Annotated in this window: 22 protein-coding genes; 15 read left to right on the top strand and 7 right to left on the bottom strand. The window is 57.5% G+C overall.

All coding sequences use genetic code 11. The features are described from left to right. Positions 1–130: 130 nt before the first annotated feature. The 3 genes from QD357_RS28485 (at position 131) to nhaA (ending at position 3,617) form a co-directional block, all read left to right on the top strand. A complete protein-coding gene (locus tag QD357_RS28485; RefSeq protein ID WP_183938604.1) occupies positions 131–556 on the top strand; it encodes a hypothetical protein in 426 nt (141 codons plus the stop codon). An 877-nt stretch (positions 557–1,433) separates the two neighbouring features. Continuing rightward, the gene (locus QD357_RS28490) at positions 1,434–2,273 is read left to right on the top strand and encodes a hypothetical protein (RefSeq protein ID WP_414125543.1); all 840 of its coding nucleotides are present in this window, start codon (positions 1,434–1,436) and stop codon (positions 2,271–2,273) included. 156 nt (positions 2,274–2,429) lie between these two features. Continuing rightward, entirely contained in the window at positions 2,430–3,617 is a 1,188-nt protein-coding gene (gene nhaA / locus QD357_RS28495) for a Na+/H+ antiporter NhaA (protein ID WP_414125544.1), read from the top strand. Positions 3,618–3,708: 91 nt separating this feature from the next. Here nhaA and QD357_RS28500 read toward each other — a convergent pair whose 3' ends face one another. Then, a complete protein-coding gene (locus QD357_RS28500; RefSeq protein ID WP_414125545.1) occupies positions 3,709–3,969 on the bottom strand; it encodes a transposase in 261 nt (86 codons plus the stop codon). On the opposite strand from QD357_RS28500, the gene QD357_RS28505 reads away from it, so the two are divergent. Next, entirely contained in the window at positions 3,916–4,899 is a 984-nt protein-coding gene (locus QD357_RS28505) for a Fic family protein (RefSeq protein WP_414125546.1), read from the top strand. The genes QD357_RS28500 and QD357_RS28505 overlap by 54 nt on opposite strands. A 254-nt stretch (positions 4,900–5,153) precedes the next feature. Here QD357_RS28505 and QD357_RS28510 read toward each other — a convergent pair whose 3' ends face one another. Continuing rightward, on the bottom strand, positions 5,154–5,591 hold the full coding sequence (locus tag QD357_RS28510; RefSeq protein WP_183938609.1) for a hypothetical protein: 438 nt from the start codon (positions 5,589–5,591) through the stop codon (positions 5,154–5,156). Between the two features lie 307 nt (positions 5,592–5,898). On the opposite strand from QD357_RS28510, the gene QD357_RS28515 reads away from it, so the two are divergent. Further along, a complete protein-coding gene (locus QD357_RS28515) occupies positions 5,899–6,114 on the top strand; it encodes a hypothetical protein (protein ID WP_183938610.1) in 216 nt (71 codons plus the stop codon). Between the two features lie 14 nt (positions 6,115–6,128). After that, complete coding sequence (locus QD357_RS28520; RefSeq protein WP_414125547.1) at positions 6,129–6,416, top strand: hypothetical protein; 288 nt, start codon at positions 6,129–6,131, stop codon at positions 6,414–6,416. 83 nt (positions 6,417–6,499) lie between these two features. Here QD357_RS28520 and QD357_RS28525 read toward each other — a convergent pair whose 3' ends face one another. Next, positions 6,500–7,777: a GGDEF domain-containing protein gene (locus tag QD357_RS28525; protein ID WP_183938654.1), complete on the bottom strand. Its 1,278-nt coding sequence runs from the start codon at positions 7,775–7,777 to the stop codon at positions 6,500–6,502. A 257-nt stretch (positions 7,778–8,034) separates the two neighbouring features. Here QD357_RS28525 and QD357_RS28530 point away from each other — a divergent pair, with 257 nt between their 5' ends. The 4 genes from QD357_RS28530 (at position 8,035) to xth (ending at position 9,711) form a co-directional block, all read left to right on the top strand. Then, positions 8,035–8,307, top strand: coding sequence for a type II toxin-antitoxin system ParD family antitoxin (locus tag QD357_RS28530; RefSeq protein WP_414125548.1), 273 nt, complete (start codon positions 8,035–8,037; stop codon positions 8,305–8,307). Between the two features lie 3 nt (positions 8,308–8,310). Beyond that, entirely contained in the window at positions 8,311–8,550 is a 240-nt protein-coding gene (locus QD357_RS28535) for a type II toxin-antitoxin system RelE/ParE family toxin (RefSeq protein ID WP_246451283.1), read from the top strand. A 199-nt stretch (positions 8,551–8,749) separates the two neighbouring features. Next, entirely contained in the window at positions 8,750–8,932 is a 183-nt protein-coding gene (locus QD357_RS28540; protein ID WP_183938613.1) for a hypothetical protein, read from the top strand. A gap of 5 nt (positions 8,933–8,937) precedes the next feature. Further along, complete coding sequence (xth, locus tag QD357_RS28545) at positions 8,938–9,711, top strand: exodeoxyribonuclease III (RefSeq protein ID WP_183938614.1); 774 nt, start codon at positions 8,938–8,940, stop codon at positions 9,709–9,711. Positions 9,712–9,799: 88 nt separating this feature from the next. On the opposite strand, the gene QD357_RS28550 is transcribed toward xth, so the two are convergent. The 4 genes from QD357_RS28550 to QD357_RS28565 are packed head-to-tail and all read right to left on the bottom strand — an operon-like array spanning position 9,800 to position 13,498. After that, a complete protein-coding gene (locus tag QD357_RS28550) occupies positions 9,800–10,576 on the bottom strand; it encodes a VWA domain-containing protein (protein WP_414125549.1) in 777 nt (258 codons plus the stop codon). 3 nt (positions 10,577–10,579) lie between these two features. Then, positions 10,580–11,605 carry a hypothetical protein gene (locus tag QD357_RS28555; protein ID WP_414125550.1) on the bottom strand — a complete coding sequence of 342 codons (1,026 nt, stop codon included), beginning with the start codon at positions 11,603–11,605 and terminating at the stop codon, positions 10,580–10,582. Positions 11,606–11,619: 14 nt separating this feature from the next. Next, the gene (locus QD357_RS28560; protein WP_414125551.1) at positions 11,620–12,309 is read right to left on the bottom strand and encodes a TerD family protein; all 690 of its coding nucleotides are present in this window, start codon (positions 12,307–12,309) and stop codon (positions 11,620–11,622) included. A 19-nt stretch (positions 12,310–12,328) separates the two neighbouring features. Then, entirely contained in the window at positions 12,329–13,498 is a 1,170-nt protein-coding gene (locus tag QD357_RS28565; RefSeq protein ID WP_414125552.1) for a toxic anion resistance protein, read from the bottom strand. A gap of 333 nt (positions 13,499–13,831) precedes the next feature. Between QD357_RS28565 and QD357_RS28570 the strand changes: the two genes are divergently transcribed. The 5 genes from QD357_RS28570 to QD357_RS28590 all read left to right on the top strand — a co-directional run. Beyond that, positions 13,832–14,533, top strand: coding sequence for an invasion associated locus B family protein (locus tag QD357_RS28570; RefSeq protein WP_414125553.1), 702 nt, complete (start codon positions 13,832–13,834; stop codon positions 14,531–14,533). Between the two features lie 21 nt (positions 14,534–14,554). Beyond that, positions 14,555–16,342: a ShlB/FhaC/HecB family hemolysin secretion/activation protein gene (locus tag QD357_RS28575; protein ID WP_414125554.1), complete on the top strand. Its 1,788-nt coding sequence runs from the start codon at positions 14,555–14,557 to the stop codon at positions 16,340–16,342. Positions 16,343–16,362: 20 nt separating this feature from the next. Beyond that, entirely contained in the window at positions 16,363–16,821 is a 459-nt protein-coding gene (locus QD357_RS28580; RefSeq protein ID WP_183938621.1) for a hypothetical protein, read from the top strand. A gap of 60 nt (positions 16,822–16,881) precedes the next feature. Continuing rightward, positions 16,882–17,439, top strand: coding sequence for a hypothetical protein (locus tag QD357_RS28585; protein ID WP_414125559.1), 558 nt, complete (start codon positions 16,882–16,884; stop codon positions 17,437–17,439). A gap of 384 nt (positions 17,440–17,823) precedes the next feature. Continuing rightward, positions 17,824–19,262, top strand: a 1,439-nt coding sequence (locus QD357_RS28590) for a filamentous hemagglutinin N-terminal domain-containing protein (RefSeq protein WP_414125560.1), incomplete at its 3' end; no start/stop codon positions are given.

Raw genomic sequence — 19,262 nt, forward strand, 5'->3', positions numbered from 1 at the left:
ATGCATCCTTTTGACTCCTGACGCGTTCTCCTGTGATCCAGCGACCGTAGGAGAGATGGGATGTTCACGCGCGAGCGCACCGCTTCCGGAAACGACAACTGCGACTTGTTTCCCCATCAGGGAGGCAGCCATGAACACTTCTAACCGGCCGGATGGCTTTCGCACCCATGCCGAGTTGCAGGCTCATCTCGCCGCGCTCGAGGCTGATGCACCGGCGGAAGAAGGCGTTCAAAGCTCCATTGACGACATGGGCGCCGAACGACAGCGCCTTGACCATCTCAAAAGTGAGATCGCCAACCTCAGAGATGAGATCGAAAATCTGCGAGTTCGATTAGGTGCCGTTGCGCAGCAGACAACAACCGTCGTCAAATCGAACCTCGATTGGGCAGACGCGAGCGCGCACGCCCAGCTCGGCCGCTATCCATGGGCAAAACTGGCGGGCGCGATGGCAACGACTTTTATCTGTGTCCGACTGTTCAAGCGATTGCCGCTCGGAAGGGTCGCAAGCATGGCGATACCACTGATCATTGGTTGGCCTGATGAAAAGTCACGGTAGCAGTTCGATTGAAACGTCGCGGTGGTCTCGGCGGAGTTTTCAATCAGTAAGTATGTACTTGTTGATTGTGCCTTCAATATCCGGACATGAGCAGCATCTGAGCTTAAGGTCGCACCTGGCTCGCCGTCAAAAGTGGGCTTTGAAGCTCTCGTGATCCTCTGCGAGCCAATCAAATCGTCCCGCAGGCGGCCGGGCGTGCTCAAGCGTCCGGAGGAAAATGCTCAGGTCGGGTCGAGCTGAACGTAACGCGCGAGACCCTTGTCCGATTGATTGAGGAGGGTCATCTGAAACGACGCAACGGTGACGGCGCAGCCGGATGCTCGACAAGGGCTCGGTTCTGCAGTTTGCCGCCGAGCACAGGACTGCCAGCGAATTCTTGAGCATGGCGTCAGTCTCGATGAGATGATTGCAGTCATGGCGGAGAACGGCTTCGATCCCATCTTATCCCGACGTCCGAAGAAGGAGTTCCGTTCGGTCAATACAATCTACCGCTAGAATGCCGCCAATATCGCGTTTCTCGTTACCTATGATCCTGGGAAACGCATGCTGAATTTTGAGGGGAAGCGCGACGCTGCGAAGTTGGACACGATCGACTTGTTCGTTGTCGACGAGGATCGGTCAATTGCCCGGTTGGAAGAGGCGTTGGTGTCGTTGATTGAGAAGACGCCAAGGCGACGGTGAATTTTTTCGACCAAACTCGCGAAAACGGACATTGAACGCTCGTTGAGACGGATGAATTCGGCCATTAAACAGCAAAACTTGACGGATTAATGCTCTTAAGTGGTAAAAATTGACACATACTGTCGGTGTCACGTTGTTAAGTCGTAAAAATTACCAAAAATCGGTTCTTGAAGCGTTTTAAGGTGATAAATTGCCTGTGTTTGCTGAATTCGTTCTCTCCACAACGGCGACTTCCAAAACAATTGCGAGGGGTGTGGAAGCAAAACAGCTCCGTGGGCTCGGCGGCCGCTTGTACACGACTAACATGCGCGACGACCCTGAGCAGCTTGTGAAACGAAAGCTTTGGGACATCGTAGCTGTTTCGGTGCCGAACTCAGTGATCGTTGACAGGATAGCTTTCGAGCGAAAGCCTGCGGCCGACGGTTCTGTTTTTTTGGTTGGCCCAACAAACCGAGAGATCGAATTACCCGGAGTTACGTTGAAGGTGCGCAAGGGTCAGCCTTTGCCGGAAGATGATCAACCGATGAGGTCTGGGCTTTACATCTCGTCGCAGGCTCGAATGCTCGTCGAGAATATGGTGCAGTCACGAGCGAGAAATGGCGTGGCTCGAACGGTATCACGTCAGGAAGTGGAAGGGTTTCTTCTTCAACGCCTGCGTAACGACAGGGAAACGGGTCTTGACGGTTTGGGTGTTCTACGGGACCGGATCAAGGCAGTCGGCAAAGCGCTGAACCTAGAATCCAATGCAACTGAACTAGACGGAATGATCGGAACATTGCTCGGCACAAAAGATGTCGAGCTTACGTCGCCATTGGCAATTTCTCACAAACTCGGAACGCCTTATGACAGCAAGCGTGTTAACCTGTTCAACACGCTGCACGACGTATTGCGTGGTCGAGCACCGGCCGCACCTCGCCTCACGAGGGAACAGGATCAAGGATTGCTTCACGGTAAGCGGTGTGCCGCTGGCACATTGAATTCGCACCTCTATCAACATGCAAATGCGGCGCGGGTATTTTGCAAGGATCACGCTTGATTACTTGATGGCCCATATCTGGCTCATGCGGGTCGAATTTTGTAGAAATCAGGACGGATAGTCGCTAGATATTTCCCACAGCGCGTGCTGCGGTGCTGCGGGTTCCCCCGAAATCCACGGAGACTACGATCAACCTCTCACAAGGAGCGCGAACCCATGTCTTCGACGATGTCCAAGGGCCGCATTCAATCCACTCTCCGCCACTTTCTCGATAACGAGGCATCAGGCGGTATCATCCTGATGTTTGTTGCCGCACTGGCAATCGCGACAGCAAATTCGCCGATGGCGGACGCGTATTTCGATATCCTGCATGTCTATATCGGGCCGCTCAGCATCCAGCACTGGATCAATGACGCACTGATGGCGGTCTTCTTCTTGCTGGTGGGACTGGAAATAAAGCGAGAGATGCTAGACGGCCAGCTATCGACCTGGAGCAGACGTATCCTTCCAGGAGCCGCCGCCGCCGGAGGGATGGTGTTTCCGGCGCTGTTCTACATCTACTTCAACTGGACCGATGCGTCCGCGCTCAGGGGATGGGCCATTCCGACGGCGACCGACATCGCTTTTGCGCTCGGCGTGCTGTCGCTGTTCGGGAAACGTGTCCCGGCATCGCTGAAAATCTTTCTAGCCGCGTTGGCAATCATTGATGATCTCGGGGCAGTCATCGTAATTGCACTGTTCTATACCGCCGACCTCAACCTGCTGGCACTTTCCGGTGCGGCTATTGTCGTCGGTAACCTAATCATCTTTAACCGGATGGGCGTGAAAGCACTGTGGCCCTACTTGGTGCTGGGTGCGGTGCTCTGGGTTTTGGTGTTCTCATCCGGTGTCCATGCTACGCTGGCGGGTGTCGTATTAGCGCTGACGATCCCTTTGAAACTCACGCCGGGCACTCCGGAAGCCACGCACGCAGAATCTCCTCTCCATAAATTGGAGCACTATCTGCACAAGCCCGTTGCGTTTGCCATCGTGCCGATCTTTGGGTTTGCGAATGCGGGCGTCTCGTTTGCTGGGGTCTCCATGTCGGTCTTTACCGAGCCCCTGACCATGGGTGTCGCCGCAGGGCTGCTATTCGGGAAACTGGTCGGTGTTCTCGGCACCGTGGCAATCCTTGTAAACCTTAAACTCGCCGAGCTTCCTGCAAAAGCGAGCTGGGGACAGATGGTCGGGGTAGCTCTCTTGTGCGGTATCGGCTTCACCATGTCTCTGTTTATCGGATTGCTGGCATTCAACGATCCGAACGTGCAGGATCACGTGAAAATCGGTATTCTGCTGGGTTCACTGACATCGGGCTTGATCGGTGCGGTTTTGCTCACCGCATTTGGCCGTCGGTCCGAGACGTAGATCGGGTGCTCCACGGTAGCAGGTCGTCGATCTGACTCTGCTTGTGGCTGTTGACAATGGCGGCGACCAAGCCCGTCGACTTCCGCAAAGGTCACGACGGGCTGGCGGCGCTGGTCGCCGCGAACTCCACCGCATCCTGAGGTGCTGGCAGAACCAGCTTGCCCTGCCGTGCCATCGTTMGCCAAGTCGAGAGGTGGTTTGGCTTTAGGCCGTGGCGTTCTGCAACTTCATTCACCAGCGCTCCCGGCCGAAGGCTCTCCGAAACGATCTGCGCCTTCACCTCGTCTGGCCAATGCCGATGCGGCTCACGTCCAGACTTCCTGGTCGTGAGAAACTCCAGTGTACTCTCCATGGAGAAACTCCCTTTGCTCACCCATGGAAAGCGGATCACAGATCAGCGCGGCGAGGACAACGTGGGAGCGGGACACCGGTTACGCTTCACGCCGCCTTCTTCGAAGCCTATTTCTCCAACTTCAATGAAGGAACAGAGTTTGAGATTGGAGAAGCGGAGGATATCATTTTTGGAGGGCGCATCCACAATGACCGACCTGCGGATGCCCATGATATTCGTGGGACTTTCGACATCGTTTCTAGCCGTGAGGAGATGGCTAAGACGCCAAAAAAATTCGAAGAACTGCTCGGTCTCCTAAAACAGAGGCATGCGCTTATGTTGGGCGGCAGGTCGGAGACCATGCCGGGAGAGTTCAAGTCCAAGTCGAACCGGGCAGGGGTGACGACATTCGTCAGACCCGACGAAGTCATCGGCACCTTGGAAAAAGGCTTCGAAATTTACAGTCGTCTCGATACTCCGTTTGATCGAGCCGTCTTTATGATGTTCATGATAGCCGTGGTTCATCCATTTTCGGACGGCAACGGAAGATCGGCACGAATTATGATGAACGCCGAGCTTGCTGTCGCGAACGAGTCACGCATTATCATCCCAACGATATATCGCTCGAATTGCCTGGAAGGGCTGAGCCTGATGTCCACCCACGGTGACCCGGACACTCTCATTAGGACTTTGGACTTCGGCCAGAGGTACGTCCACAGCTTCCATTGGTCGAACCTTGATCAGACGATGGATGTTCTCAAAAAGACCAACGCCTTCTTGAGGCCGGAGGAAGGGGACCGCAACGGTATCCGTCTGCGTTTGCCCAGGGCAGTCGATTTTGCTCGCGACAACGATGAAAACGATGGTGGCGGCGGAGCTTCTGGTGGTGTCGGACGCCCTCAAAGCGATGTGCGGCCTGATCGCCCGGACCCGGAGAGAAAGGACGGCTGAACGTCAGGCTGACGTCTTCACCGCGATCGCTGTTTTTGCCGCCTTTGTTTCTCCGCGACACTTCATTCTCCAGACACGCGTCATGGGACTCACCGAGCGTCCCAGTGACATCGACGACATCGCTCGCACTCTAAATTGTGTCCTTAGCCATGAAGCGATCGCTGTTCGTGTGAGCGATGTAGGTCGATCTCAATGGAATCAGAAAGTGCCTATTCAGAGGTACGTGGGGACCGACACCTATCCCCGCCTTTCGTTCATTCCCGATGAGATATCAGCGCATAAATATACGCCGCCATTGCCGCGGCGCCGACAGCCAGAAGGGGCCGTTCCCTCACGCGCTCCCGAAAATCAGCAAGCATGCTTCTCGCCGTCGATGGAGAGTCCGAAAACCCCGCAGCCTCTACATCACGCTGCCCATCGTCACCTCGACCTCGCTCAAAGGCGACACGATCGCTGATCAGCCGAGCGCCCGTGTTGGCCGAGGGACTAGCCTGACGTTTCACCCGTTGGGCCTCCTCCGCATCCGCGCGTCCTGAAGGAATGTCGCTGCGGGTCACGGACACTGGGTCCGATGCCGGGAAGGTATTTTCGAGGCCCACATCGAGCTCACCCTTATTGGCCTTTCGCCGCTGTGCAGCCTGTTCCCGCCTCATGGATACCACTGCGGGAGATGTCTTCGAGTTGTCAGGCATGATTTTCTCTCCTTGGTGTCCGTGAGATGCATTGCTGTATTCCTTGCGATGAGAACAAAACTCGGCTGGCGGCTCACGGTTCCCTGGCCTCACAGGTGCGGGGTGTGGCGTGCAGGAACAGAATTTTTCCGGTGCAAGCGTTAGTCTGCGTTTTGCCTTTGACGGAACGCGATTTCGAAACAGCTCGTTCGGTCGCAGTAAGCGTCCTCCTTGCGAAAATCGCGGTCCCTATGTCAAAGTTAATTGGCGCGCCGGATTTTTTGCCTACTGTCTGATGAAGGAGTTTGACCTCTGATAGGAGGACGGGATGTTCCAGGCATCTGGCGGCTGGATGCCGCCGCTTTATCCGGAAGACGTTATGATGATGCAGGCTCTTCTGAGAGATTACTGCGAGGATCGGTGTTGCGAGAAAGCGGGCGCGGAAGCCCAGGAGGCGGCGCGAGAGCTTGTCCATTGGTTTCAGATCGGTGTGACCAAGCAAAGCCAGCTCCGCAAGTTGCTCTATTTACGGGCGTGGCATTAGTCGGGAGAAAATGTATGGCGGACGCGATAGCCAGTGCGGATAGTGATTGCAATCCGCACTTTGAATATTCTCCCTTGTCTCGGCCGTATATTACCGAGGGAACAAGTGTGGTCGTCGAAATTTTTCGACCGTTCGGTGAGAGCCGTGGATGGAATCTTCAGGTGATCGATGAAGGGCTCGATATCACGGTGTGGATGGATGTGTTCGACACGGACGTGGAGGCGTTTGAACAATTCCTCCAGACGGTCGAACTCGAAGGCATCGACTCGTTCGCTGCGGCGCCCATCAAACCTTTGAATTGACGTGTTTGGCACCGTCTCTCGGATCGACGCGGCTGCCGTCACCAGCCGTCTGGCCGCGGACTGTTGATGCAAGCAACGAAAGCTTATGCGTTCGGCGAGCTTGCCTTGTAAAGCACCACACGGTTTCGGCCAGACTGCTTGGCAATGTAGAGGGCCTTGTCAGCCCGGTTCTGAAGCTGCTCCGGCGAGGCGGTATTGATGTGCGGTATGTAAACGACCCCGATGCTGACGGTGACGCACGACGACATTCCAGATGCAGGATTCGGAAGGGAGGCAGTTTCTACACCTTCTCGAATTCTTTCGGCGACAGCGATTGCCTCTTCCTCGTTCACACCGGGAAGCACAATCAGAAACTCTTCGCCGCCATAGCGTGACACACGGTCGCGATTTCCTCTCATGCTGCTTTGAATAATGCCGGCAACTTTTACAAGGCAACGGTCTCCCTCGCCATGGCCGAGACTGTCGTTCAGCAGCTTGAAATGATCGATGTCGCACATCAGCATGGCAATCCCCTCTGTAGGTTGGCTATCCCCACTCCAGAGACGATTGAGCATTTCCATCATCCACCTTCGGTTGGCGATGCCGGTCAGGGGATCCGTTCTCGCAAGAAGTTCGAGCCGAGCATTCGCATCCGCCAATTCCGCCACTCGGCTCTTGTCGCGCAGTTCAAGAAGGAAGGTCTTCTGGGCTAAAATCGTCATGGTGCGCCGGGCAACCACCGTTGCGACGATGCCGCTGGCGAAGAACAGCGTTGCGGCCTCCGAGCTTCCCAATTCGACATTCGGGTTGTACATCTGGAAAAACAAATAGAGACCAAGCGCCATGACTGCGATCATCGTCGTCCACACCAGCGGTATGGCAAAAATGATGATCGCGGTAATGGCCACGAACAGCATGATGGTCAAATGCCGTTCGTAGAACTCACCTCCCGCATTCACGCCCACGAGCGCTACGGAGAGGAGGATAAAGAACATACCGACAATCAAGACGATCCTTTGGAGCTCAAAAGCGCGCGGGATTTTCCAGATGAAGGCAGTGGCCAGAGCGGCCGGAGGGAGGATGCAGGCCGGCGCAAGCATCGACAGCACGATCGCCTTTGGAAGCAGGATGGCGTTGAGGCCCAATGTCAGCACATCTATCAGCGCGACCCAGATCATCCAGGAACGAATGATCTTAGCCGTTCGAAACCAGGAGCGTTCTTGAAAGAGGCGATAAAGCTCACCTTTTAGCCTGATATCGCGGGTTCGCCCTCTCAGAAAGAGTTCTACCTCGGCCATGATAACAGGGTTTGGCGCCTGGAGTGGCATCTGTGTGGGCGCGTCCATAGAACTCGCCGAGACTTTGTTCTCCTGTACATCCATTCTCGTCAACATAGGGGAGCATCTGTCGCAGGCAAGAATGATGAGGTGAGACCAAGGGTGTCACTTGGCTTAACATCCCCGACCTTTTGGCCGTATGGGTGTTGCGCCGGATATGACCTGCATTTTGCCCACACCGCTACTAGGATGAACGGTATTGCTCGGAAAGCCCGAATTGCTCTCACCGCTTGTGACCTTGCAACACGGACAAAGCCATTGCGGAAAGTCTACAGCCACCCCATAATTAGGCCAAGGAGATCATGATGCGCAACCGCCAAAACCTACCTGAGCATGACGAGCGGTTCATTCAGCGTCAGCTCGAATCCGGTCGTTACCATGACCGCAATGAAGCCATCCATGCCGGCTTGCGCATGCTCGAAGAGTTCGAAGATGGTCTTGAGCGCTGGGTCCACGACGAGATCCCGGGCCGGTACGCAGAGCTGCAGCGCCATCCGTCCAAGGCGGTTTCGTTCGAGGATGCCCGAGCCCGCTTCGAAAACAAGCACCGGGACGCGCTGGCAAAAGCCAAGTAGCGGATGGATTACCGTGTCCGACTACACGAGCTGGCCGAGGCCGAGCTTGACAAGATTTTTGACGATATCACCGCCGAGGCTGGGCCGATTATCGCCGGCAACTATGTCGGTGGCATTTATGAACTTATCGACGGGTTCAGGACGCTTCCAGAGCCCGGGACCGTCCGCGACGGGCCGGTGGCGGGATTGCCGGTTACCGCCGCAGCGCGTCTATCGCGTTCATCGTCGAAGGCGACCAAGTGACGGACCTGGGTGTTTTCCGGCGCGGCCGAAACGTCACGGCGGAAATGCTCAAGAATCGCCTCTAGCCGGATAGCAATGGGTAGTCGCGAAGCTGGGAGTGTGTGACCTGCCGACGCTCTTAACACGGACCTTCCGGCACCTGCATCTTTTTTCCTGCGCCTGCGTTCTGCAGACGAAGCAAGCTGGAAGGACGCATCTCATGAGCAAGCGTGAACTCATCGATATCGGCGCCGACAATCGCTACGTTCGCCGAAACGAAAAGGCTCAATTCGAGCAGAGTGCCGATATCGGTCCGACGCTTCCACCAGATTGTCTCTATCGGGCCAAGTGCGGAGCCAAGCCTGGCGAAGGCGATCGCGGCGCCCGCAATTCGAGGCGCTGACGTCGTTGAAGCTCGCAAGTTTCAACGTCAACGGCATCAACGGTCGCCTCGACATTCTCCTCCGGTGGTTGGCGCAGGCCTCGCCGGATGTGGTCTGCCTTCAGGAACTGAAGGCGCCCGACGAGAAGTTTCCTTGGCGCGCAATCGAAAAGGCTGGATATGGTGCCATCTGGCATGGCCAGAAAAGCTGGAACGGCGTTGCCGTTTTGGCAAGGGGACACGATCCGATAGAGACGCGACGCGGACTTCCGGGCGATTTGGATGATACGCACAGCCGCTACATCGAGGCAGCGGTCAACGGCATACTTGTCGGCTGTCTTTATCTCCCGAACGGCAATCCGGCGCCCGGGCCAAAGTTCGATTACAAGCTGCGCTGGTTCCAGCGCCTCACCGCTTATGCCGAAGAGCTGCTCGCGTTGGAAATACCTGTCGCGCTCGTCGGCGACTTCAACGTCATGCCGACCGACCTCGATGTCTATGCGCCTGAGCGCTGGCGCGATGATGCACTGTTTCGGCCGGAAGTGCGAGCCGCCTACCGTGATCTCGTCTCTCAAGGATGGACCGATGCATTGCGTCATCTATTCCCGGATCAGCGCGTCTACACATTTTGGAAGTATTTCCGCAACGCCTTTGCCCGCAATGCGGGTTTGCGCATAGACCATCTCCTGCTCAGTCCTCCATTGGCGGACGATCTATTACGGGCAGGTGTCGATAAGTCGATCCGCGCTTTGCCTCATGCAAGCGACCACGCCCCGGTCTGGATCGAACTTAGAGACTGAATCTCTCATCTGACCGGCGGGGAAGCGAAGCTGACGACGCAGGGCACGGGGCGCCACTGCTTCTGTCCGGAAGCGTTCGCGAAGCGCCTTAGTGATGATCGTCATCTCCCTCGTGCTCGTGCTTCAGCCATGAGCAGAGTTCGGCAGGCAGCAGCTTCTCGTAAGCGTCGTCGCTGCCGACAAACGCGCCCAGGTTCCTGGCGCTCACAAAGCCCACGTTCGGAAATTCCTTTGCAGCCGCACGGAGGAAGCTGAACTCGTCGTCTCCGATCCCGACCATGACATAGTAGATCTGCGACTGCGCGTGCTCGGCATCGCTAAGAAGACGCCATGCGGCTTCGTGGTCCGAGTTCTGCCCGTCCGTCAGGAAGTAGTTGATGGCTGGAACGCCCGAGCGCGTTTCCTCGCCAAGCGAGTCGCGCTTCATGCCGAAGATCATTGCGAGAAGGCCGCCGGCGTTATGCTCTTCGAGCAATCCGTAGGTCATCAGGTTGGAGCGAATGACCGGAGCATAGTCCGTGCCTCCCCAGAGGATGCGTTTCAGCAGCGGGTTGCCGGTGATTTCGCGCTCGACATAGTCGGCATAATTGTTAGCCGTTGCCGGAGTAATAGATGCGATTCTATCGGTGTCGGAAAAGACCCATGTGTCGATACGGCCGTCATCGTCGAAGTACAAGGCAACCGGGAGCACCCGCTCGAGCGCCGATTGCACGATGCCGGATGAGAATAACTCCGCCATGGAGCCTGACACGTCGATGTTCAGTCCCACCTGCGCCGGGATGCGTTCGTGGATGCCTTGTTTCTGGAGCACAAAGCCAACCCGGCGGACTTCCTCCTCGGGCTTTTGCAGTCTGAATGTCGTCATGGGTCATCCTTCCATTATGAGTGTGTTTCGTAAGCGGGTGTGGAGCTGCTTGAGGCGAGGGAGGCCGTCGGCCGCGGCATGGGCATCTGATGCGCGCGCCATCAACGCGGCCGAATAGGCGGTTTTCCAAGCCGGCAGTTCTTCATTGACGAGGTCGGAGGCAAAGCGTTCGGTCCCCGCAACGATTGTGTGAATGGATTCAATCATTCGATGCCCGACCGCAACGGACGCCGCCGTCATCGAAAGTGCGGTAATTCGTGCTTCAAGGGCATCGGCCTGGGATGTGTAATGTTTCTCGGTCACACTGTCCTCATAGGTATGCGTAGCTATGTGCCGCATAAGAAAGCGTGCTGCGACAACATGAGCTGCGAGGCCGTTTTCCAAGGATGTGTACTTGTTTCTCAGCGCATTGATCGTGCCGGCCAGCCTTGAAATCTCCGGCAGCCGGGCCTTAAGTCCCTTGGTGATCTCCGTCATTTCTCCATAGCGGCGCGCAAGGAGCCTCTCGGGGTCTTCTCGCATGATGGCACGCAGAATGCCGCCAACGCCGCGTTGTTGCGCAAATACGAGTGCCGGGTCGAGCTGGTCGAGATGCTGCAGAAGATCGCCGCTGAGACGTTTGACCGTCGCGAGCGTATCGTCGTCCGCGAGGGCGAGTTGTTCGTCGGCGAGTCTCCCGTGCCTTTCCTGAAGCGATGCGCCGAACCGCACGACATCGTCGAAATGATGATCGTCGAGGTTCGTCGCATCGATGAGCTGCATCGCGCTGCGAAGCACTGCCTCCGCGGCGTCCGGCTCGATCTCTCGCAATCCTGATATGGTGCATTCGATGCGCCGACGTATCTCACCATCCGCGACGATGCGAGGGAAAGTACCCTTAGCCGCCGGTTGATGAGGAGAGCCGAAGAGCACGCGCGGTTTTCCACCCGAGTTTTCGAGGCCTGCTTCCTCAGTCGGCGTGCGCTCCCCAAAGAGAATTTTGGGAGACGTTTTGCGATGCCGGTCGCCGTCGTCGTCCCCCGGTCCCACGGCATCCGGCTCCTTCATCCCAAATAGGCGTTGATGACTTCACCCAGGCCGGCATTCGACCCCGCACCGACGGCGTGGAACTTCCACGAGCCGTCTGATTGTTTAAGAAAGGACGCGACCTGTATTGTCGTCTTTCCCGCGAATTCGGCCGTGAGCTGATATCGGCAGAGTTCGTCGTCCATGGCGTCGCAGACCTCGATGTAGGCGTTCTTCACCTTCCCGAAATCCTGGCGTTTGCGTTCGGCGTCATGAATGGTCGCCCAGACCGCCAGTTCGGCGACGTCGGTCGGCAGCTTGGCGAGGACGATCTTGAATTCCTCCCTGAAGCCTTCGCCGTGGTGTCCGCCTTCCTTGTCATCATCGTCGTCGGCCCGCACAGGCCCACCGCGACCGGTGCGGTCGTCGCGCTCGTGCCACATGGAGCCGTCGTCGGTCTGGAACGAGCCGTCGGGATTCTTGAAGAGAGAGCCCTCGGGGTTGCCGGGGCTGCGCACGAAGGCGTAGCAGAGCGCATGCGAACCGTCATTATAGAGCCGGGCACGGTTGGCGTCGCCGCCCGGATGAATAAGCGCGAAGCAGTGAACGTCGAGATCAAATGCCGGGCCGGAGCCTTCTGGTGGATCCCACACAAGTCCGGAATGGACGAGTTCCATCTCCTTGTGAATCTGAAACGACTGACCCTTCGCAAGCTTGAATGTCGCCATGCGTTCTTCACTCCATGTCTTAAATCGGGCGGTCGGTGACGAGCTGCCGGGCCTGCTCCAGCTTTACGCGGGCGGCGGAGTAGCGCTGCTTGTTCTGCTCGCCTTCGGCGAGCACCTTGTCGGCGATCGAGCGCAGGCGCTGCGCTGTTTCAAGCACCAGGTCCGCATCCGCCAGGCGCGTCTCGCCCGAAGCCTTCGCCGCGTTCACGGACACGTCCTCCAACACCTGCAGTCCATACCGCTGGAGCGAAGAGCGAAGCTCCCGGCGCATTTCGTTCATCTGCTGAATCGACTGCATCTGGAACAACACATGTAGTCGAATAAGGATCGATTTGATGTCGTTGAACTCGGCGTTTGCAGACGAAACCGTTTCCGCAAGCGTCGCAAGCGCGGCACCGCGGGCGATGCCGATAGAGTCGAGATTGGCCGGCGCCTTGGCATAGATCGTTTCAAGCACCAAAACCCGGTTCTGGAAAATATCCAGCTTCTGTGCGAATTCACGCGCCGTCTGGATACGCAGTGGATCCCCGGCGGCGGCCTCTTCCTTAAGTCGCATCAGATCGCCTTCGGCCTCTGCGATTATCAGCCGCCCAGCCTCGACGAACTTGCCGAGGGACACGATCGAATCCCGATAACCATTGGCGAGCTGGCTCATGCGTGACACGTCGGTGACCAGCTTTGAGCTCTCCTGATTGACCCGGGCTTCCATAGGCTTGATGAGGTCGCTCAGAGATTTGGTCTTGCTCTGCAGAATGCCGCGCACCTCGTCGGTGACGCGCTTCAATCTATTGGCCGGATCCCGCAATCCAATGGCGATCAATATTCTATCGAGAAAGCTGCCCTTGAGCTTTTCGCGGATGCTGTTTTCGAGAGTTTTCAGGTCGGCGTCGTTGATCCCGTCGCGTACCGTTCGAAACAATTCGAAAAGGACGGGAGACTGGGCGTTCGTTATCTGGGACAGAATTTCGTCCAGCCGTGAGCCGAAGCCGCTGATGGCCTCCTGGCCGAACGTTACCAGACCGCTTGGTTCCGCTGTTTCGAGACGGAATTTCTCCGCAATCACTTCCGCATCCGCGCGGTTCTCGGGAGAAAGGACAATGGTGACTTTGGCGGGCAACCCGCCCGACGTCACCGTCCTTTGAAACTGATCGTCGACTATTTCCGTCCTCCCCCAGGCTCTGATGGCCATTGCTCGAATGACGCGAACTTAGCCGAGAGCCATATGGAAGACAATGATAACGTGTATTTTTTGCGAGTAAGGAAAAAGTAGCCACGTTCGAATGCTGCTGGTTAACCAATACAAGCGTCTGTGTTGCAAAAATACACACGGCTCACCAAAAGCGAGCACGAATCGACGCTGCGGCAATTCTAACTATCCGTGTGTCGAATGAAGTCTGCTATTGGACAGGTCAAGCCGATGACCGGCCGCACTGTCTAGGTGCTCTTTCATGATTTTGATGATTTTTCGGTGAGCAAGTGCCTCTTGCTCAATCGAGCAGTTGTGACCTTTAGGAAGCTTCGCATGACGTTTGTTGTTTTGAATGACGTGTTTTCCGCCAAGAATCTCGCATCCGCAATTCTGGTGTCATCCGCTCTTTATGCGTCGTCTGGCATGGCCCAAGAGCAGCCGGCGACAGTTGCGACCGCGCCGGCCAACGCGGGTGCTCAACAGAATTCCGCCACGGCACCTGCCGGTCAAACACCTGCTGGTCAGCAACAGCCGGCATCGCAAGCCCGCGTACAGAAATTTGACGGCTGGTATTACCGCTGTGTCGATGGCAAGGCCGCCGACGGTTCGGCGACGACAAGTTGCGAAGTGGCCCAGATTGCGACGGTGAAGCAGGGAGAGCAGGACGTCAACATCCTGACCTTGGCGATCGCCAAGGCGCCGGCACCCGCTCCGGCTCCGTCGAAGAAGGAGAGCAAGACGGCGCAGAGCGATCTCGTGCTGACGACGCTTGTGCCGCTCAACATGTATCTGCCGGCAGGGCTCAGCATCGACGTGAACGATAAGCCCGTCGTCCAGCTTACCTATCGCAATTGCAACCAGGCCGGTTGCTGGTCGCAGCAGAAACTGGATGCAAAAATGGTTGCGGCACTTTCAAAGGCGGCGGACGGGGTCGGTCACGTGCAGATGATGAATGGCCAGAAGGTCAACATCAAATTCTCCTTGAAGGGACTGGCCGCGGCACTGGATGCGCTGCAGAAGCCCGCTTCCAACTAACGGCACGACGCGAACGATCCCATGACATCGGCCCGGCAACCGACGGCTGCCCGACACAGCCTTGCCTCCACGGCATCCCTTTCCATCGTGCGTGTCATTGTGCTGCTCACGACAGCTTTGGCGGCGTCGATGGCGGCTGCGCAGCAATCGCCGAATGACGATTTTGCGCGTCGGCACGCACAGCAGAATGAACAACAGCGTCTCGATGCGCTACGCAAGAGCACGCCGAAGCCGTCAGAGGCGCCAACCGAGCAGCAGGGAGCGGGAGCGAAAAAAGGCGGCCCCTGTTTCGCGGTTACTGATGTCCAGGTGGAGGGCGTCACGCGATTAAGGGGCGCCGATGTCGGCAGGGTCACCGCCCCCTACCGCAACCGCTGCGTCGGTGTCGGGGAGATCAACACGCTGCTGCGGGACCTGACCCAGCTCTATCTCGACAGGAGCTTCGTGACCTCGCGCCTCTACGTGCCGGCGCAAGACATTGCCAAGACGAAAACATTGCGTCTGGTCGCTGTCGAGGGAACGCTGTCCGACATCTATATCAACGGTAAGCCGGCACCTGTTTCCGGTGTGATGGGTTCCGGCATGCTTGCCACCGCCTTTCCCGGCCTGAAGGACCATATCGTCAATCTGCGCGACATTGAGCAGGGCCTCGACCAGATCAACCGGCTGAATTCCAACAATGCCAAGACGGCAATGCTACCGGGAAAGACGGACGGAACGTCGATTCTCAACATCGAGAACAAGCCCAGCCATCCCTGGCACCTTTGGGTCGGCAACAGCAATCTCGGTCAGGCGCAGACTGGCTATTCCAAGAGCTCGGCCTCCATCGGCTACGACAATCTCTTCGGGGTGAATGACCAGTGGAGCTTCAGCTACGAGCACACGGGTCCGAACTATCCCTGGCACGACGACGGCCAGGGCAGGAGCGATAGCTATACTGGCAATGTCAGCGTCCCCTATGGTTATTGGACGCTCTCGGCAAACGGTGCCTTGTACGGCTATGACAGCTCGGTTCCTGGCAATTTCGGGACGCTGCAGACATCGGGCGACTCTAAGCAGCTCGGCATCGGTGCCGACCGGGTTATCTTCCGCGACAAGGATTCGATCACCACCTTCAACAGCGGCTTGACCTACAAGGAAACCAACAATTTCTTGCTCGGCAGCAAGATCGAGGTCGGCAGCCGCAAGTATACTGTCGGTGATCTCGGCATCTCGCATTCGCGGCGCATGCTGGGGGGCCTCTGGGTCTTCGATCTTTCCTACAACCAGGGCCTGAACCTCTTCGATGCCGTCGATCCGGGCGATGCCGGAGCCGGCAATGCCGATCCGCGGTTTTCGAAGTTCACCGGCACCATCACCATGACCCGGCCGTTCCAGCTCGGCGAACAGCATTTCGAGGTCAATTCAGTTCTGACGGGACAATATTCCCCGGACAATCTGTTTGGAGCCGAACAGATCTCGCTCGGCAGCTATTCCACCGTCCGCGGCACGCGCGAAAGCATGCTGTTTGGCAACAACGGCTTTTTCACGCGCAACGACCTAGTCTGGCGTGCCCAGCCCTTTGCCGACAATGCGGCGCTTTCGAAAATGTTCGGCGAGTTCCGCCCCTACGTCGGGCTCGATTACGGCCGGATCGCCTCTGAGACGCGCCATCAGATCGAGGGTGGCGACATGCTCGGCTGGACGGTCGGTGCGAAGCTCGCGGGCGGCAATCTCAATCTCGACATCGGCTATTCCGACGTGCTGGCCGGCACTGTCGATAAAAAGGATGGGGGGCTTCTATTCGTCAGCTCCTCCGTAAAATGGTAACCAGAATTTAGAGGAAAATCATGGCTTTATTCATTCGGAAAGATAACAAGACGACCTTTTCGCTACCCGCGGCTGCGCTTCTCTGTTGCGCCATCGCGCTTTCGAGCTGCGGCGGCCGCGAAGCGCATCCAATTGCCTCGACCAATGTCGGCGACGGCGGCATGGATTGCGGCGGGATCTCGCGCGAATTCGAAGCCAACGAACGCCAGATCCTCGCGACCGTCAAGGAACGCTCGCAGGCTCAAGGCAAAAACGTCATCCTGGGCGCCACCGGCGTTCTTCTCTTCTGGCCGGCGCTGTTCTTCATGGATCCCAAATCCCCGGAAAAGATTGAGATCGACGCCTTGCGCAATCGCAATCGCGTACTCACCGAGATCGCCCTGGGCAAGCGCTGCCCGGCGCCGAAGTCTCAGTTGAGCGATGTCTACAAGAAGCTCGACGGCGGCGTGAAGACAGCCCCGGCCAAGAGAGACGGCTGAGGTGGTGTAATGATGTCCATGCGTTTGATGTCCGATATCAGCGATTTCAGCGTGCGGTTGATGCGGAGCGTATCCTGCGTAATCGCCTTGCTCCTCGTGACGATGCTTGCCTCCTGCGTTGCCGCTGATCCCCGGCTTGTCGCTGCGCTTCAACAAAGTTCGGTGCGTGAGATACGCATCGAGACGGCGCCTGATGTCAAGATGACGGGCCTGTTCACCGAAGGCAAACCAGATCCGCAGCTGCCAACGGTGCTCAGAGTGCTGAAAGCGAGTATGGAAAAAGAACTAATTGGCCTTCCCGGCGGCCCGACGCGGGCCCGGTTGGTCGTTACTCTGCATGTGGTCGACTTGGCTTCCAAGGCCGGACGTATTCTCATTCACAGCGACAGCCAAATTTCCGGGACGGTCAGGCTGGAAGATGTGAATTCGGGACGACTCATTGCGGAAAAGCCCGTCGTCGCGGCCGGTAACAGTGGTATGCGGGGTGAGGGGCTTGGAATATTCGTCGCAATGGCCGTCAATGCGGCAGAGGCAGCGGGACCGGATGATATTCTGGCGCAACGCCTTTCAAATGCTTTCACTCGCCAAGTTAAGCTGTGGCTGCTGACGAAGAAGTAAGACAAGCCACAGTTTGCCCCGCCGATAGGCGGGGCGTCCACATCGCCGTGCGCAAGACCTGAAGCACCTGCGAAAAAATCAGCCAACACGCGTATTCTTCTCCGCATTGACTATAGTTTTTGGTGCAAAATTCACACTGGCTTTACCAAATTCACGCGAACTCTCCAAAATTTACTCTCCATATCCGTGTGGTGAATTGACGTTTGCCACGAAGTCCATCAAGACAAACCATCAATAGGGTGCCGCATGACGCGGTCCGGGCGAGGCAAGATATAGGCGACATTGTCCTGCGAGATCCGCAGAGGTGGCCTAGCCTCAAAAGGGCGAGAGCGTATCGTGCGTAAACATTCAGGGCAGGATTCCAGCAAATCGTTCAATGAGCGGATTGTCTTTCGGCCGTCGGCAAGCAATGCCATTCACCGGCTGGCGCGCCTCGGACAGCAATCGCTGGCCGTCACCCTCAGCGCGCTTCTGTTTTTGCAGCCGGCGATTGCCAACGCTCAATCGATATCGGCAAGCACGACGGCGCCTACCGCCAACCAGCCAAGCGTCGGTGCTGCTCCGAACGGCGTACCGCTCATCGATATCGTCACGCCGAACGCCGCCGGCCTGTCACACAACAAATACGACAATTTCAATGTCGGAACCCAGGGCGCGATCCTCAACAACTTCAAGGGCGAGCAGGGCACCTCGAACCTTGGCGGCGTCACGCCGGGCAATCCCAACCTCAATGGCTCGAACCCGGCCTCGGTCATTTTGAACGAGGTGACCAGTTCCAATCGCTCGGCGCTGAATGGTCCAATAGAAGTGTTCGGTGGTCGCGCCGACGTCATAGTGGCTAACCCCAACGGAATAACCTGCAACGGCTGTGGCTTCATCAACACGCCGCATGCCACCCTGACGACCGGTGTACCCACGATCGGCAGCGACGGCAGCCTGACGGGTTTCACCGTCAATGGCGGTGATGTCACCTTCGAAGGAGCAGGGGGTAACTTCGCTGCCAGCCCCGGTGCCGTCGACCTGTTCGACGTCGTTGCGCGCAACATCCACGTCAACGCGCCGATCTATGGCAAGACCGTCCGTCTGACGGGCGGTGCGAGCCAATACAACTATGCGACCGGTGAGGCCACAGCGCTGACCGCCACCTCCGGCACACCGGAATACGCCATCGACGGCACCGCGCTTGGCGCCATGCAGGCCGACCGCATCAAAATCGTCGTCACCGAGAAGGGTGCCGGCGTTAACATGAGTGGCGACATGGCCGCCAATGCCGGCGAACTGTCGCTGTCGGCCGATGGCAAGATCTCGATCGGCAATGCCTCGGGCCAGGGCGTCAGCATCACCTCGAAGAACAAGGTGACGGCGGCCAAGGTGAGCTCGAAGGCAAAACTCGCCATTCAGGCCGATCAGGGTATTACCCTGCAGTCGGTCGCGGCCGACGACGATATTACTGTGTCAAGCGGCAGCGGCCTGTTGAGTGTTTCGGGTGACAGCAACAGCGCCGCCAATCTTGTGATGAGCTCGGCCGGTGGTATTGCCGCCGCCAATGTCACGGCCGGTGGAACGGCGACGCTTTTGGCCTCGGCCGGCAACATCGGTTTGACGGGATCTGCCAACAGCACGGGTGCGCTGTCGATCACCGCGACCTCCGGTTCGATCTCGGCCGCCTCGCTGCTGAGCTACAACAATATCGGCCTCAATGCCGGTCTCGATATTTCCGTTGCCGGCACGGTCTTTGCTCAGGGTACAATTGCCGCTACCGGCCGGTCGATCTCGAGCGGCGCCACCGTCTCCGGTCTCGACATCGCCGCCACCCAGGCGGA

The sequence above is a fragment of the Rhizobium sp. BR 317 genome, assembly GCF_047445835.1.
GTDB lineage: Bacteria > Pseudomonadota > Alphaproteobacteria > Rhizobiales > Rhizobiaceae > Rhizobium > Rhizobium paranaense.

Bases quoted from the DNA above. Each gene is read 5' to 3' on its own strand.
- QD357_RS28530 (WP_414125548.1), top strand. From the start codon at position 8,035: ATGATGCGCAACCGCCAAAACCTACCTGAGCATGACGAGCGGTTCATT.
- QD357_RS28565 (WP_414125552.1), bottom strand. From the start codon at position 13,498: ATGGCCATCAGAGCCTGGGGGAGGACGGAAATAGTCGACGATCAGTTT.
- QD357_RS28560 (WP_414125551.1), bottom strand. From the start codon at position 12,309: ATGGCGACATTCAAGCTTGCGAAGGGTCAGTCGTTTCAGATTCACAAG.
- QD357_RS28505 (WP_414125546.1), top strand. From the start codon at position 3,916: ATGCGGCTCACGTCCAGACTTCCTGGTCGTGAGAAACTCCAGTGTACT.
- QD357_RS28585 (WP_414125559.1), top strand. From the start codon at position 16,882: ATGCGGAGCGTATCCTGCGTAATCGCCTTGCTCCTCGTGACGATGCTT.
- QD357_RS28550 (WP_414125549.1), bottom strand. From the start codon at position 10,576: ATGACGACATTCAGACTGCAAAAGCCCGAGGAGGAAGTCCGCCGGGTT.
- QD357_RS28515 (WP_183938610.1), top strand. From the start codon at position 5,899: ATGTTCCAGGCATCTGGCGGCTGGATGCCGCCGCTTTATCCGGAAGAC.
- QD357_RS28575 (WP_414125554.1), top strand. From the start codon at position 14,555: ATGACATCGGCCCGGCAACCGACGGCTGCCCGACACAGCCTTGCCTCC.
- QD357_RS28540 (WP_183938613.1), top strand. From the start codon at position 8,750: ATGAGCAAGCGTGAACTCATCGATATCGGCGCCGACAATCGCTACGTT.
- QD357_RS28510 (WP_183938609.1), bottom strand. From the start codon at position 5,591: ATGCCTGACAACTCGAAGACATCTCCCGCAGTGGTATCCATGAGGCGG.
- QD357_RS28520 (WP_414125547.1), top strand. From the start codon at position 6,129: ATGGCGGACGCGATAGCCAGTGCGGATAGTGATTGCAATCCGCACTTT.
- QD357_RS28580 (WP_183938621.1), top strand. From the start codon at position 16,363: ATGGCTTTATTCATTCGGAAAGATAACAAGACGACCTTTTCGCTACCC.
- QD357_RS28525 (WP_183938654.1), bottom strand. From the start codon at position 7,777: ATGGATGTACAGGAGAACAAAGTCTCGGCGAGTTCTATGGACGCGCCC.
- QD357_RS28485 (WP_183938604.1), top strand. From the start codon at position 131: ATGAACACTTCTAACCGGCCGGATGGCTTTCGCACCCATGCCGAGTTG.
- QD357_RS28570 (WP_414125553.1), top strand. From the start codon at position 13,832: ATGACGTTTGTTGTTTTGAATGACGTGTTTTCCGCCAAGAATCTCGCA.
- QD357_RS28535 (WP_246451283.1), top strand. From the start codon at position 8,311: ATGGATTACCGTGTCCGACTACACGAGCTGGCCGAGGCCGAGCTTGAC.
- nhaA (WP_414125544.1), top strand. From the start codon at position 2,430: ATGTCTTCGACGATGTCCAAGGGCCGCATTCAATCCACTCTCCGCCAC.